Here is a 13,443-nt window from a genome sequence, read left to right as displayed (position 1 = left end):
CGAACCGGGCATACGAACCCGGCCAACAGGGATCATCGCGCAGCCCCGTTACTCAGAGGGGCTTCGCGCTCGTCTGGATATCGACCTCATCGCCCGCGATGGCGATCGCCTGATTATTGCTGAACGGGCGAAGGTCCAGGGTATCGCGGTACTCGATCAATACCTGCTCGACTGCTTCCCTGAACGGCGGGTTTCCGTAATGCGGCAGCGGGTAGAAATCGATCAACGCAAGCGACGCAAACGAGTCGAGATCGGGCGCGGCGCTGGGGTCATCCAGCCTCTGCAGGTACTCGATACTGGGCGCGAGCACGGCGGAACCGGCGGACTCGCCGATGTAGCACTTGCCTGCCCTGACCTGCTCGGCGATCAGCTTGCCCGCGCCGGTGCGCTTCAGCTCCTGCAGCAGAAAGAACGTGTTGCCGCCTGCCACATAGATGAATTCGTTACGTTCGAGCTTATCGACGATGTCTTCCCGGCTGGCGGTCGATACTTCCAGTTCGTCAATCACCAGGCCTGCTTCAGCGAGTGCCTGCTTGGCCGCGATCAGGTACGCATTCACTTCCTCGGCAAGGCTAGCCGTAGGAATCAGCGTAACCGTCTTGCCCTTGCACTTTCCGTTGGTGAAGGTGGCAAACAGGTCCGCAACATCGGCAAATGAAGAGGTCAGGAAAATATTCATGCCTTTACTCCGTCAAACTTTTTGAAAGGATTTGTCAGGCCGTTTTTCTTCAAATTAGAGCAAGCCTTGAAACAGCTGAGAGTCAGCCTCTACAAGTTTGGATGCTGTCATTTCGGGGTGCATTGATAAGTATCGAGCGACGAGTTGGTAGCCGAGTGAATATCCCAGCCATCGTGGGAGACAACCCAAGCCGAAGAACCATGCAGCATGGTCGTAGTCCGGTCTATCCCAGTCTTGTCCTGCCTTAGCTAGGTACGGTTGCGTCACCGAGTGACTTAAACGCTCCCAGGGTTCGGGTTCGCCACCACAGACCTCCCGAGCAAAAAAACCGGCGAGCCCTTCCGAAACAAGGGCCTGGCCTAACGTGACGCCATAACCTGGCCCATCCCAGCGGGCCACATGATGAAGCTCATGGGCGAACATACGCTCAAGAGACGCCTCGTTATTAGCTTTGAAAACTGAGTTCTCTGGGTCGACTGAGATAAATATCAGACCCGGCTCGGGTGCGTACCCCAAGTGGCCCTTTTCAGGGATGACATGCGTACTTGCCTTTACGACGACATCAACAGGCCGCAGCGGCAGAAGAGCGCTCGACTTGATGTAAGTCTCCGCTAGACAGCTTTGGACCCAATGGAGGACATCAGTGAGCGCTCCGCGAGCGTCGAGAAAATGGATATTCAATTCAGACATGCGAACAAAATACCGCATTAACCGTTCTGCTTAGCTCCTGACACTGGATGAACATCTCTACAGAGCCCATAGCTACGGCCATTTGAAGAAACGGCACGTACGCGCCACTAACCAAATACCGCCCGCCCATCACCGATCCACCAAAGCCGGACCTGAGCAATCGCCTGCTGCTCGCGGCTGACCCAGTCCCCAGCGATCTCCACGAATGGCTGACGGTGGCGCTCGAGCCAGCTGCGGCAGGCCTCATGGAAACCCCAACGTTGTGCAACCTCGGGTTGGCAGCGCTGGCCGTCGGCGTGCCACTCGGCGCCTTCGGGCGACAGCAGCAGATGGTGGTCGTAACGCCGCGCGAGCAGCTCGTCTTCCAGCCACGCCGGGCAGCTGCCAAACAGCGTCTGGCTCCAGATCATGTTGCTCAGCAGATGGGTATCGAGGATCAGCAGCTCAGGCGCCCGACCCCGCGCAGCTTCTTCCCAGGCCAGTTGACCACGAGCAATGGCCGGGATGTCGTCCAGGCAGGTATCGCGCTTTTCCCGGTCGATGAAGTGGCGCACATATTCACCCACCACCACACCGCCGAAGCGCTGCTGCAACCGTGCGGCGAGCCAGCTCTTGCCGGTGGATTCGGCTCCCGTGAGCACCAACACTTTCATTGCCCGTTCACCCTCGCGCGCGCCATCAATCGACACCCACGAAGCCACCGGTCTGGTGCTGCCACAGGCGCGCATAGAGGCCGCCGCGCTCGATCAGTTCGGCGTGAGTACCGGTCTCTATCACCTGGCCTTCGTCGATCACCACCAGGCGATCCATCCGCGCGATGGTCGAGAGCCGGTGGGCGATGGCGATCACCGTCTTGCCTTCCATCAGGGTATCCAGGCTCTCCTGAATCGCCGCCTCGACCTCCGAATCCAGCGCCGAGGTGGCTTCGTCCAGCACCAGGATCGGCGCGTCCTTGAGCAGCACGCGGGCAATGGCGATGCGCTGGCGCTGGCCGCCGGAGAGCTTCACGCCCCGCTCGCCGACCTTGGCCTCGAAGCCGTGCCCGCCCTGGCTGTCGTCCAGGGTGGCGATAAAGCCATCGGCACGCGCCTTGCGCGCTGCCTCCCAGAGCTCTTCATCGGTGGCATCGGGCCTGCCGTAGCGCAGGTTGTCGCGGATCGAGCGGTGCAGCAACGAGGTGTCCTGCGTGACCATGCCGATGTTGGCGCGCAGGCTTTCCTGGCTGACCTCGGCGATGTTCTGCCCGTCGATGAGGATGCGCCCGCTTTCCAGGTCATAGAGGCGCAGCAGGAGGTTGACCAGGGTCGATTTGCCAGCACCGGACGGCCCCACCAGGCCGATTTTCTCCCCGGGACGGATATCGATGCTCAGCCCGCTGATCACGCCGCCCTGCTTGCCGTAGTGGAAATGCACGTCCTCGAAACGCACGCCGCCCTGCTCCACCTTCAGTGGCTTGGCGCCTTCGCGGTCGAGCACCTGGCGCGGCTGGACGATGGTCTGCATGCCGTCCTGCACGGTGCCGACGTTTTCGAAAATGCCGTTGACCACCCACATGATCCACTCGGACATATTGTTGATACGGATCACCAGGCCCAGCGCTAGGGCGATCGCGCCGGTGCTGATCAGCGCCTCGCTCCACAGCCACAGCGCCAGCGCACCGGTGCCGACGATCAGCAAACCGTTCATGCAGGTGATCAGGAAATCCAGGCTGGTGATGATGCGCGACTGCAGGCGGAACTTGCCGAGCAGCTCCTGCATGGCCTCGCGAGCGTAGCCTTCTTCTTCCCTGGAGTGCGCGAACAGCTTGAGCGTGGCGACGTTGCTGTAACCGTCCACCACCCGGCCCATGACTTTCGAACGCGCCGCGGAAGCGGCCGCTGAGCGGGCCCGGATGCGCGGCACGAAGTACCAGAGCGCGGCGCTGTAACCGATGATCCACAGCACCAGCGGCACGATCAGACGCAGATCGGCAGCGGCGAACAGGTACAGCGCACTGCCGGCGTAGACCACCACATGCCAGAGCGCATCGATTACCTGCATGGCCGAATCACGCAGCGACGGGCCCGTCTGCATCACGCGCTGGGCGATGCGCCCGGCAAAGTCGTTCTGGAAGAAATTCAGGCTCTGCTTGAGCACATAACGGTGGTTTTGCCAGCGGACCAGATTGGTCAGCCCCGGGTTGATCGCCTGATGGGTCAGCAGGTTGTGCAGGCCGGACATGATCGGCCGGATGACCAGCGCCACCAGCGCCATCCACAGCAGCTCGTTGCGGTGCTCGCTGAAAAAGGTCTGGGCATCGGCGGTGGACTGCGCCAGGTCGATCAAGCGGCCCAGAAAGCTGAACAGCGCCACCTCGATCACCGCGACCACGAAGCCGACCACCAGCAAGGCAATCATCGGCGGCCATACCTGCTTCAGGTAATGTGCATAGAAGCGCAGCATCCCGGCCGGCGGCGCGACATTCGGGCTGGGTTTGAAGACATCGATGAGGTTTTCGAAACGGCGGAACAGCATGAGGAGGTCTGCTTTGTGGCGAGGTGGGCGGGCGACATTTCCCAAACACCGCTCGGGCGCGGCATGTCGGTTGGACGCCCCGAGCCCGCGAGCGTTTCGCCAACCACATCCGCTACTCGTCGATTCGCATGGGTGGGCAAGCGCAGCGTTGTCCGCCCTACGCCACTCCACGTCCATTGCCGACACCGCGCATTGCGTGAGGTGAAAAGCGGCGAAGCCTTTTCCGCGCGTCATGTCCTGGCTACCTAGCTAGCTGTAGATACCTCGAAGCGCCAAACGGATCACACATAGGGTTGACGTGTAAAACGATCGCTTTACACTCAAGCCCATGGATAAACGAACTGAAATGATCGCGGGCGCAGTCCGCATCTTCGAGGCAGAGGGTTTCCGGGGTATCGGTATCGATCGCGTGATCGCGCCGTCCGGGGTTTCCACCCGCACGCTCTACAAGCACTTCGGCTCCCGCGACGGTCTTGTCATTGCCGTGCTAGAGGCACGGCACCGTGCGTTCATGGACCTGCTTGAAGTGGACCCCGAGGATGCCGATCCCGTCGGCGTGCTGTTCGATACGCTTGCGACCTGGATGCAGACCCACGGTTCGCGTGGCTGCATGTTGCTCAGGGCACGCAGCGAATATGCGTCGGCGTGCGAGGCGATCGTCTCGCTCGTGCACCAGCAAAAGGACGAATTTCGCGCCGAGGTCGCCCGCCGCGTCCGGCTTGCCCTTGGTCAGGACGATGTGCAGCTCGCCACTCAAGTCTGGCTACTCTTCGAAGGCGCCACTGCGGCGGCCAGCGTGGCGAGCGCTTCGGTCATCGACGATGCCAAGGGTGCCGCGCTGGCGCTTCTCGCCCATGCCAGCGAGCGTCTTTCGTGAAACGCAGACTCAATCTGGTCGCCGCTGCGTTCGCGCTGACGGCCCTTACCTACGGCCTGGCACGCTTCGCCTATGGCTTGCTGCTACCGCAGATCCGCGTGGACCTCTCCCTGGATGTAACCGCCGCCGGCTGGATCGGCGGCAGCGCCTTTATGGCGTACTGCCTGGGCATCGTTTTTACATTCCTGGCAAACGGCAGGCTCGGCCCCCGTACCATCGCGGTGCTGGCAGGTCTTGCCGCAACCTGCGGCATGGCTCTGGTTGCCATCTCCAGTTCGGGATGGACGCTGGGCTTGGGCATCGCGCTGGCCGGTTTGAGCACCGGGCTGACATCGCCACCGCTCGCCTCAGCGGTTGCCAGGCAGTTCAGCCATGACGACCGGCCCAAGGCGAACGGGACGATCAACGCGGGAACGGCCGCCGGGATCGTGTTTTCCGGCCTGGCAGCGCTGCTGGCCGCCGGCGCCTGGCGCGAGCTTTACACCCTGTTCGCCTTCATTGGCGCGGGCGTGTCGGTTTGGCTGTGGTTCGCCATGCCTGCTGGCGCGGACCATGATGGAGGCAAAGGGTTTTCCCTCGTGATCCTGAAGCGGCCGGGCCTACTTGCGCTTTGTGTGAGTGCGTTTCTGATGGGCCTTTCCAGCACTGCAATCTGGACCTTCGGCGCGGACATCCTGCGCGAGGAGTTCAGCTTCACTGACGCCCTTATCGCCTGGGCCTGGATTGCGTTGGGCGCGGCGGGTATCAGCGGCTCACTGACTGGCCTGCTGACCAACCGCTTCGGCACCCGGCGAGTTCAGGGCCTGGCCCTGTCCGGAATGGCGGTCGGGACGGCTGGCCTGCTGGCGGCGTACTTCTCGCCCGCTTTTGGGTTTGCGGCCATGAGCCTGTTCGGCGCGGCTTATATCGCCTCGAGCGGCACCTACCTGATCCAGGGCATCGACCTGCTGCCTGACCGTCCTGATCTCGGCCTCGGTATTCCCTTTCTGGTCCTTGCACTCGGCCAAAGCGTCGGCACGCCGCTGTTCGGGGCTGTCCTCAACCTGACAGGAGCGACCTTTGCGCTGACGGCCTTTGCGGCGGTTGCGTGTATCGCCAGCATCCGTCCGCTCAATAAGGCCGTCGGCGACATAAGGCAGCAACCCGCTCGATAAGCAGGACGCGCTCGATATCCTTCGCTGCGCTCAGTGCCAGGTCGTGGCGCTACGGGCCAAGCGACGCTGCCAATCACCACCATCGGAGCGTTTGCAGGCTTCTTCGCTGTCGAAGCGCACCGGTGCGACAGGCATCGGTAAGGCAGCGGGACAGTTGCCGCTCGATGCGGGCCTGGTCGCGTTTGCTGAGGAGCATCCTGTTGTCCTGTAAAAGGGGCCGGAAAGGCGCCACACACAAGGGCGGCCGCTGGAATTACGCCCCAAAAAGCTAATCCGTGCCTGGCGCGCCGGTTGTGACCAGCCGGCGGCCGCCCTCGCCTGATCGATTCAACGCCACGGGCATCATTGCATGACGTGCCTCGCCTGCCGCATTCACGCAGGCCCAAATCGCGTTCGATCAGGTATACCGCAATATCCAACCAACCCCGCCACCCTTCATAACCGATGCCCTCGTTCGAATCCTCACGTCTGTGCGGATAATTAGCGCGCCCAGTTGAGCTAGATAGAAATCCGCACGACCATGCGGAATAATTGAAAAGCCTCGCCTTGCCAACTATTATCCGCACGATCATGTGGATCTCTTCCACTATTCATTGGCGAGTCTGCGAGGCGATAGGGGCATCCATGAAGATCGATATCACATCCGCCGAGCAGGTGGGTGCGCTCATTCGGGCGAGCCGCAAGGCCATGCACATCCGGCAGGACGACGCGGCGGGCATCATCGGCGTGTCCGAAAACTTCCTCGGAAAGGTGGAGCGCGGCGGGGAAACCGTGCAATGGGGCAAGCTGTTCCGGGTCCTGCAGGAGCTGGGTCTGAACGTGAGCATCGAAGTGCCCGAGCCCTTCGCTGACGCCATCTCCAAGCGGCTGGCAGACACGCAGAACAAGGCGCGGGCCGACCAGAACAAATCGGCCGCTCCCAACAGTGATACACCCAGGCAGAAGGCAAACTGATGGAACGGTCGCTCCATGTCTGGATCAACCAGGCGTCCCTGGGCATCCTGCGCGAGCGCAACGGGCTCTGGGCCTTTCGCTATGACGAGCGCTGGCTGGCCGATCCCTTGGCGCATCCCTTGTGCCCGCTACTGCCATTGCAGGCCGAAGAGCATTTCGACGGCTCTACCACCCGCCCGGTGCAGTGGTATTTCGATAACCTGCTGCCTGAAGAAGGTCAGCGACAGCTGATGGCAAAGGCCGCAGGCGCAGCGATTGAGGATGCCTTCGCGCTGCTGCAGCATTTTGGCGCGGAATCGGCAGGCTCCCTCACGCTGCTGCCACCCGGGCAAGCGCCGTCGCCTGGGAGCACTCAGTTGCTGCCCGATGCCGAACTGTCGACGCGTATATTGGCAATGCCGAAGATTCCTCTGGCCGAGCGCGCCGCCAAAAAGATGTCCCTCGCGGGCGCTCAACACAAGGTGGCCATCGTCTACCGAGATGGCCAGCTACTTGAGCCCACTGGCAGCGAGCCCTCGACCCACATACTCAAGCCCGATCACCCAGACGATGCCTGGCCGCACACCGTGATCAACGAGTGGTTCGTGATGAGGCTGGCTGAGCGGGTTGGCTTGCCTGTACCCCGCGTGCACCGCTTGTATGTACCGCAGCCTGTCTACCTCATCGAGCGCTTCGACCGCATGGAACGGGAGCATCGCTGGAGCCGCCTTCACTGTATCGACGCCTGCCAGCTGGACGGCCTATCCCGGGAATTCAAGTACAGCGCCGGCAGCATCGAGCGCATTGCAGCACTGGCCAACCGGTGCCGACCGGCAGCACTGGCCAGGCTGCGTCTGTTCCAATGGCTGATCTTCAACGTCCTGGTCGGCAATGAGGACGCCCACCTGAAAAACCTCAGCTTTCTGATGTCCGCCAGAGGCGTACACCTGTCGCCCTTCTACGACCTGCTGTGCACGGCGGTCTACGGCACCCGGGCATGCGACCGCGATCAATGGCCGGAGCAAGCCTTCCTGGCCTGGCCAATCCAAGGCACACAGCGCCTGACCGTAATCACCGCGCCACTGCTCGTCACCGCAGGCGAAGCCATGGGCATCAAGCCAACCACCGCCCGCGACACCCTCCGCAAACTGGTAGACAAGGTGCGCATGGAAGCACCGAAGCTGTTGAATGAAGTGATGCGCCAGAACGAAGAAATTCTGCAGCAGCGTCCAGAGCTCGGCGCCACGCTGGCTGGGGAGGTAAGGCTGTTAAGGAGCATCAATGCCATCGTCATAAGCGAAATGACGGCGCAGCTGGACAGGGATCTATGACACCTACACGCGGGCGGGGGTTGGCGGTGATGCAGTTTACCCAGCGCCCGTCGGTTGCGAGTGATGGTTGGATTTGATCTGGAGTAACCAGCAGAGACAGGTTTATACCCTTTAGCCCTACGCCTCGTTACTGCCGGTTTGTAGGGCTTCAGTCCACCACCCATCCAAGGCATCCTCCCGGCGAGCTCGGACCTGGCATGCATGTCTTGATCGAGGCATTGCGATTAACGGATCGCCGCGTGGACAAAAGAAGCGTTGTCCACCCTACTTCACTCGTTACCAACACCGATCCGCCATACCGCGATCGAAGAAGACGACGCCATTTACGACCTGACGCAGCCAAACGTAAGTTGGATTAGCCGAAGGCGTAATCCGACGTTCGAGGTGGTAACGCGGTTGTGTTGTTGGCGCGATGGTATAGCCGTTTCGCGGCTAACGACGGAAGCGCCTTCGGCGATTCCATCCTACGGAGAACATTTGCCATACCGCGATGACGATTCGGTAGCGTTAGTCACCGCGTCGCAATCATCGCCCAGCCCGTAGGTTGGATTAGCCGAAGGCGTAATCCGACATCCGGGAGGGTTGGTGCGGTTGCGGCGCAGGGTCAATGGATGCAACCGTTCGCGGTAAACGACGGAAGCGCCTTCGGCGATTCCATCCTACGGAGAAAATCCGCCATACCGCGATCCACGCGTGGACAAGCGAAGCGTTGTCCACCCTACGCCACTAACCCTTCGGAATGGTTTCCGGACGCACATAGCCAACGTAGGTTGGATTAGCCGAAGGCGTAATCCGACGTTCGAGGTGGTAACGCGGTTGTGTTGTTGGCGCGATGGTATAGCCGTTTCGCGGCTAACGACGGAAGCGCCTCCGGCGATTCCATCCTACGGAGAAAATCCGCCATACCGCGATTCACGCGTGGACAAGCGAAGCGTTGTCCACCCTACGCCACTAACCCTTCGGAATGGTTTCCGGACGCACATATGGCAGCATGTGCGCCACATAATCCGCCTTGCCGAGATTGATCCCTTCTTTACGCAATATCGAATAAGCAGTCATGACGTGGAAATAGAACTGGCCCAGCGTCCAGTCACGGGCGTATTGGTCTGCGGTCAGATCCAGGACCATCCCGTTTGGAAGTTCATGGGCGATGGGCTTATTCCCATCTGCATCGAGCGCATCGGCTGCGAGGCCGTCGAGCAACGCGACCGTCTCATCGATCCGCGCATGAGCATCAGCGAGCGATCCGGGGCTTTTGACAGCCTGACGTCCCTCGTTCAGTAGCTCGTTGATAGCAGGCGGGAACGCCTCTCCTCTCAGACGGCACACGGCTTCTCGCGCCTGCACACAGGCAAAGCGAACCTGAGTCGACAGCGGATACATGTCGGGCGCCAAACGTGCGGATAACAGTGCTTGCGCCTCTGCTTCCGGTAGCTGGGCCTGCGCCTTCTTTAGCCAGCCTGAGAGGGTTTTGAGCATTTGGGTATAAGTTGGGACGAGCAGTGTCGTTAGCTGCATGGGTTCACACCTTGTGGGATTGAGAGGCCACGTCGAAGAAAGTGACAGGGCGTTATGAAGCTAACCGACAGAAAGGTAAATAACCGTTCGCTTTTCCCTACTGCGAGTGATCAGCCCAAGAGGCGGTGACCCGCTTCTTTCAGAACCTGCACGGCGTTTTCGAGATTCATCGACTTGACCAAGATGTAATCGGTATCGAACGTGCTCACCGCAAAAATGCCGATAGCGGCAGCCGCGAGGGGGTCAAGGAAGGAGGCCAGAACACCCGTCTGATCAAAGGCGAACGGACCTTGCACCTTGATCGCGCGCCAACCGCTGTCCACTCGGGCTAAACCAGTTGCGACACCGTCAGTGCAGACAATCGAAAGCTCATCATCCGTCCGGGTGATCGACATAAAGCCTGGCGATGCCAAAACCTCGTTCGGCAGGTCAGCATCCCGCTCCAACTGTGCAATCACGAAGCTCTGGGGGAGTACAGAAAAGGAGTGGTTCATGTCATGTCACCTTGTGGGTAAGCGAGCGGGCCGCGACGGTACGACATGAGGACCCGGCAAATAACGGCAAGAGAATTATCGGCCCTTTTACCAAGGCGTCACCATCAGGCAGCAGCGCGTGGACAAGCAAAGCGTTGTCCACCCTACGCCACCACCCTCGCCTGCTCCGCCGGGCCTCGGCATCACGTAGGGTGAAAAACGGCGGAGCCTTTTCCACGCGTTCCGTCCAGGCTACCTCGCTACGATCAGCGTCGGGATAAACCACATGCTTGATCGCAAGTCTTCCCAATATTTGCGCAGTAGATTCATACGACATCCGCGGCCGAACGTTTGGTTAAGGGGCTGGCTTTAGCCCGTCCCAGTGAGCGAAGCGAACGGTTTGAACCATTTGTTAGCGCGCAGGTTCAATGCTCACCTACAAAGAAGTTCTACAATTCTCGGGACTAAATTTGTTCAGTGTTTCCTTTGGCTTTCCGAACCACTGCGCATTCCAACGTATTAGCCTCAAGCACATTTGCTAGATTTTTTATATCTTGATTGGCTTTATAAACACTCTTGCTTACGCAATCTATTGAGTCAACGATTTTGAGCAAGTAAGGCTTGCTTACAAAGCCAGGTAAATTAGCATAAGGCTTAACATCTAAAAGAAAGTCTTCACAATTAATCTTAGATCTTTCTAAATTTGTCCATTCAAGTTGAGCGCTGAACGGCGGTAGCGGTTCATTTATGTCGGTGCCTTTTTGTTTAAATAGTTGGTAGCCGACAGCAAATAGTATAGATATTTTCTCGCCTTGAGGTATAAGAGTGATTGGCCCTCTTTTTGCATTGCAATCAAGAATTAAATCATATTTGGAAAAGCTTGTGGATTCTCCTTTGAATTGGAAATACACATCTCGTGCTGGCCCAGTTCCTACATTCGCGATAGCAATATTTAACCCTCCCGTACCATCTGGATGAGGCTCAAAGTATGCAACTAACTGTGGTTCACAGCCAGCCATCCGTAATAACCGATTTTCACGCCAAAGCAGTACTGTAAGAATTGCGATTGCTACAGTAGAAAAACCACTTAGGACCGTTGCGATACTGCTAAGAAGATCCATAAAATATTGCTTCCTTCCATTGATTTACTGCATTACTGCTCTGAGCGCTAACGCCGTAGTTAAAGGGCCGAAAACGCGTAGCTTTTGAGGTTGCAGTGAGTAAAGCGAACGGTTTTGAACGCTTTGTTAGCCATATTTTAACCGCAATTCATCCATCTCTTTTTTTATTTGCACTTTGAATCGCTTCGTAATATCAAGAACCTTATCCATCTCTGCTGTACTATATGTTGGCATCCTTGGGTCACCCCGCCCCATACAAAGGCATTCATCTATTAATTTTTGCAGTTCTTTGCTCAATAAATGCTGGTTCTGAATGAACGACTTGTAATTTTCGTCGTCTGCGAAAAATGTCGGAAGCGTGCAATCACTAGAGAAAACTACGGTATACAAAGGTCCATATAGTTTTGATAGCTTCGTATGGATGATTTCTTTCCGTTCTCTCCTAGATTCCCTTATCTCATGTAGCACTATGTCTTTCAAAAGAATTGTGAGTATTGCAACAATAGAGCCAATCAGAGCTGGCACAGCTACTTTTCCAGCTTCACTACTTGTAAATTGAATAAAGCTTTCCCACATATTTCATATCTCGTTCTAGATGGCTGACTTTTGGTTAAGGGGCCGGCTTTAGCTGGTCCCAGTGATCAACGCGAACGATTTGACCCATTTGTTATGGCATTTACGAATTTATTTCTTCACACACAATCGTGCCATCTTCCCGTAAGTTTGGCGGATATACTTCAATTTCCCCATCTTTGGGAGCTATATGTTTGTGTTGTTCTTTTACAAAGACGCCGAACGGGCGTGGTGTATAACATTCTTCTACGCCTACCCGAACAGCTCTAGCATAGGCGCTACAACGTTATCGGCACCCGTCCGGAATGTTACACACCATGAGTTTTCAGCTGGATGCGCACCACCTGTTCAAAACACAGCAAGGGCCGGTAGTTACCGGCCCAGTCCCTCGTGTCTACTGCCCAACCTCCAACATGATCTTCCCGATGTGCTTGCTGCTTTCCATCAGCCGGTGCGCTTCGGCGGCGTCTGCAAGGGGGAAGGTGGCGTGGATGACGGGGTGGCAGAGGCCCTGGTCGAGCAGGGGCCAGACCTTGTCCTGCAGCGCCTTGGCGATATCGGCTTTTTCCGCGCGGCTGCGGGGGCGCAGGGTGGAGCCGGTGAAGGTCAGGCGCTTGCGCATGATGGGCATGGTGTCGAGTTCGACGCGGCTGCCCTTGAGGAAGGCGATCTGCACCAGGCGGCCTTCCACGGCGAGGGATTTGAGGTTGCGCGGGATGTAGTCGCCGCCAACCATGTCGAGGATGACGTTGACGCCGTTGCCGTCGGTGGCCTGCTTGAGCACCTCGACGAAATCTTCTTCGTGGTAGTTGATCACCCGGTCCGCGCCGGCGCGGCGGCAGGCATCGGCTTTTTCGCTGCTGCCGACCGTCGTGTACACGGTGGCGCCGAATTGCTTGGCGAGCTGGATGGCGGTCAGGCCGATGCCGCTGGAGCCGCCGTGCACCAGCAAGGCTTCGCCGGGTTGCAGGGCACCGCGCTCGAACACATTGCTCCAGACGGTGAAGTAGGTTTCCGGCAGCGCCGCGGCTTCCAGCAAGGACAGCCCGGCAGGCACTGGCAGGCAGTGTTCGGCCGGGGCCACGCAATATTCGGCGTAGCCACCGCCAGGGGTGAGGGCGCACACCTGATCGCCGACGTTCCAGCCGCTGACTTCAGCGCCAAGGGCGACGATCTCGCCGGAGATCTCCAGGCCGAGCAGCGGCGAGGCGTCGGGTGGAGGCGGGTAGCTGCCGGAGCGCTGGAATACGTCCGGGCGGTTGATGCCGGCGTAGGCCACGCGGACCAGCACGTCCTGCGGACCGGGCTCGGGCATCGGGCCTTCGGCCATTCGCAGGCATTCGGGGCCGCCGCCGGGGCGGTGATCGATATGACGCATGGTTTCGGCACTCATAGCTGTTGTTCCTTTCGTTAGGGGCTGATAGCCGCGTAGAGGAGACGGGTTCGGGGTTACACGGTAGTGCGGGTGAGAGGCGCAGCCAACCCTGATGGATGAGGATGGATCGATGCGCCCTGCTGAAAGACGCTGCTGAAACGCCCGGCATGGCCCGCCACCGTGCTGACAACATCCGATGCCTGGC

General features: G+C 58.9%; 13 protein-coding genes. 4 read left to right on the top strand and 9 right to left on the bottom strand.

Annotated elements, in window-relative coordinates; genetic code table 11:
* Window positions 1–52: 52 nt before the first annotated feature.
* The 4 genes from AC4LFW_RS19155 to AC4LFW_RS19140 all read right to left on the bottom strand — a co-directional run bounded on the left by AC4LFW_RS19155 (window position 53) and on the right by AC4LFW_RS19140 (window position 3,883).
* Window positions 53–679 (bottom strand): Type 1 glutamine amidotransferase-like domain-containing protein, encoded by a 627-nt coding sequence (locus AC4LFW_RS19155; RefSeq protein WP_491821134.1) that lies wholly within the window; start codon window positions 677–679, stop codon window positions 53–55.
* A 54-nt stretch (window positions 680–733) separates the two neighbouring features.
* Window positions 734–1,369: a DUF2268 domain-containing putative Zn-dependent protease gene (locus tag AC4LFW_RS19150; protein WP_491821132.1), complete on the bottom strand. Its 636-nt coding sequence runs from the start codon at window positions 1,367–1,369 to the stop codon at window positions 734–736.
* 107 nt (window positions 1,370–1,476) lie between these two features.
* Window positions 1,477–2,022: an AAA family ATPase gene (locus tag AC4LFW_RS19145; RefSeq protein ID WP_491821130.1), complete on the bottom strand. Its 546-nt coding sequence runs from the start codon at window positions 2,020–2,022 to the stop codon at window positions 1,477–1,479.
* 25 nt (window positions 2,023–2,047) lie between these two features.
* Window positions 2,048–3,883, bottom strand: coding sequence for an ABC transporter ATP-binding protein (locus AC4LFW_RS19140; RefSeq protein ID WP_491821128.1), 1,836 nt, complete (start codon window positions 3,881–3,883; stop codon window positions 2,048–2,050).
* 346 nt (window positions 3,884–4,229) lie between these two features.
* On the opposite strand from AC4LFW_RS19140, the gene AC4LFW_RS19135 reads away from it, so the two are divergent.
* The 4 genes from AC4LFW_RS19135 to AC4LFW_RS19120 all read left to right on the top strand — a co-directional run bounded on the left by AC4LFW_RS19135 (window position 4,230) and on the right by AC4LFW_RS19120 (window position 8,178).
* A complete protein-coding gene (locus AC4LFW_RS19135; RefSeq protein WP_491821126.1) occupies window positions 4,230–4,760 on the top strand; it encodes a TetR/AcrR family transcriptional regulator in 531 nt (176 codons plus the stop codon).
* The gene (locus tag AC4LFW_RS19130) at window positions 4,757–5,914 is read left to right on the top strand and encodes an MFS transporter (protein WP_491821124.1); all 1,158 of its coding nucleotides are present in this window, start codon (window positions 4,757–4,759) and stop codon (window positions 5,912–5,914) included. The genes AC4LFW_RS19135 and AC4LFW_RS19130 overlap by 4 nt, the downstream gene beginning before the upstream one ends.
* Window positions 5,915–6,538: 624 nt before the next feature.
* Window positions 6,539–6,868, top strand: a complete 330-nt coding sequence (locus AC4LFW_RS19125; RefSeq protein WP_491821122.1) for a helix-turn-helix domain-containing protein — start codon at window positions 6,539–6,541, stop codon at window positions 6,866–6,868.
* A complete protein-coding gene (locus AC4LFW_RS19120; RefSeq protein WP_491821121.1) occupies window positions 6,868–8,178 on the top strand; it encodes a HipA domain-containing protein in 1,311 nt (436 codons plus the stop codon). Before AC4LFW_RS19125 ends, AC4LFW_RS19120 begins: the two co-directional genes overlap by 1 nt.
* A gap of 951 nt (window positions 8,179–9,129) precedes the next feature.
* On the opposite strand, the gene AC4LFW_RS19115 is transcribed toward AC4LFW_RS19120, so the two are convergent.
* The 5 genes from AC4LFW_RS19115 to AC4LFW_RS19095 all read right to left on the bottom strand — a co-directional run bounded on the left by AC4LFW_RS19115 (window position 9,130) and on the right by AC4LFW_RS19095 (window position 13,256).
* A complete protein-coding gene (locus tag AC4LFW_RS19115; protein WP_491821119.1) occupies window positions 9,130–9,696 on the bottom strand; it encodes a DUF1993 domain-containing protein in 567 nt (188 codons plus the stop codon).
* A gap of 110 nt (window positions 9,697–9,806) precedes the next feature.
* A complete protein-coding gene (locus tag AC4LFW_RS19110) occupies window positions 9,807–10,190 on the bottom strand; it encodes an ACT domain-containing protein (RefSeq protein ID WP_491821117.1) in 384 nt (127 codons plus the stop codon).
* A gap of 443 nt (window positions 10,191–10,633) precedes the next feature.
* Entirely contained in the window at window positions 10,634–11,290 is a 657-nt protein-coding gene (locus AC4LFW_RS19105; protein WP_491821116.1) for a DUF8453 domain-containing protein, read from the bottom strand.
* A 126-nt stretch (window positions 11,291–11,416) separates the two neighbouring features.
* Window positions 11,417–11,866, bottom strand: a complete 450-nt coding sequence (locus AC4LFW_RS19100) for a hypothetical protein (RefSeq protein ID WP_491821114.1) — start codon at window positions 11,864–11,866, stop codon at window positions 11,417–11,419.
* Between the two features lie 391 nt (window positions 11,867–12,257).
* Complete coding sequence (locus AC4LFW_RS19095) at window positions 12,258–13,256, bottom strand: NAD(P)H-quinone oxidoreductase (protein WP_491821112.1); 999 nt, start codon at window positions 13,254–13,256, stop codon at window positions 12,258–12,260.
* Window positions 13,257–13,443 lie beyond the last annotated feature (187 nt).

This window comes from Stutzerimonas sp. C6.4V (assembly GCF_058536345.1).
The sequence above is the reverse complement of the archived record's forward strand: the minus strand, read 5'-3'. Positions and strand labels throughout refer to the sequence as shown.

Excerpts from the sequence above, each read along its gene's own strand:
- AC4LFW_RS19155 (WP_491821134.1), bottom strand. The coding sequence starts at position 679 with ATGAATATTTTCCTGACCTCTTCATTTGCCGATGTTGCGGACCTGTTT.
- AC4LFW_RS19150 (WP_491821132.1), bottom strand. The coding sequence starts at position 1,369 with ATGTCTGAATTGAATATCCATTTTCTCGACGCTCGCGGAGCGCTCACT.
- AC4LFW_RS19145 (WP_491821130.1), bottom strand. The coding sequence starts at position 2,022 with ATGAAAGTGTTGGTGCTCACGGGAGCCGAATCCACCGGCAAGAGCTGG.
- AC4LFW_RS19140 (WP_491821128.1), bottom strand. The coding sequence starts at position 3,883 with ATGCTGTTCCGCCGTTTCGAAAACCTCATCGATGTCTTCAAACCCAGC.
- AC4LFW_RS19135 (WP_491821126.1), top strand. The coding sequence starts at position 4,230 with ATGATCGCGGGCGCAGTCCGCATCTTCGAGGCAGAGGGTTTCCGGGGT.
- AC4LFW_RS19125 (WP_491821122.1), top strand. The coding sequence starts at position 6,539 with ATGAAGATCGATATCACATCCGCCGAGCAGGTGGGTGCGCTCATTCGG.
- AC4LFW_RS19120 (WP_491821121.1), top strand. The coding sequence starts at position 6,868 with ATGGAACGGTCGCTCCATGTCTGGATCAACCAGGCGTCCCTGGGCATC.
- AC4LFW_RS19115 (WP_491821119.1), bottom strand. The coding sequence starts at position 9,696 with ATGCAGCTAACGACACTGCTCGTCCCAACTTATACCCAAATGCTCAAA.
- AC4LFW_RS19110 (WP_491821117.1), bottom strand. The coding sequence starts at position 10,190 with ATGAACCACTCCTTTTCTGTACTCCCCCAGAGCTTCGTGATTGCACAG.
- AC4LFW_RS19105 (WP_491821116.1), bottom strand. The coding sequence starts at position 11,290 with ATGGATCTTCTTAGCAGTATCGCAACGGTCCTAAGTGGTTTTTCTACT.
- AC4LFW_RS19100 (WP_491821114.1), bottom strand. The coding sequence starts at position 11,866 with ATGTGGGAAAGCTTTATTCAATTTACAAGTAGTGAAGCTGGAAAAGTA.
- AC4LFW_RS19095 (WP_491821112.1), bottom strand. The coding sequence starts at position 13,256 with ATGAGTGCCGAAACCATGCGTCATATCGATCACCGCCCCGGCGGCGGC.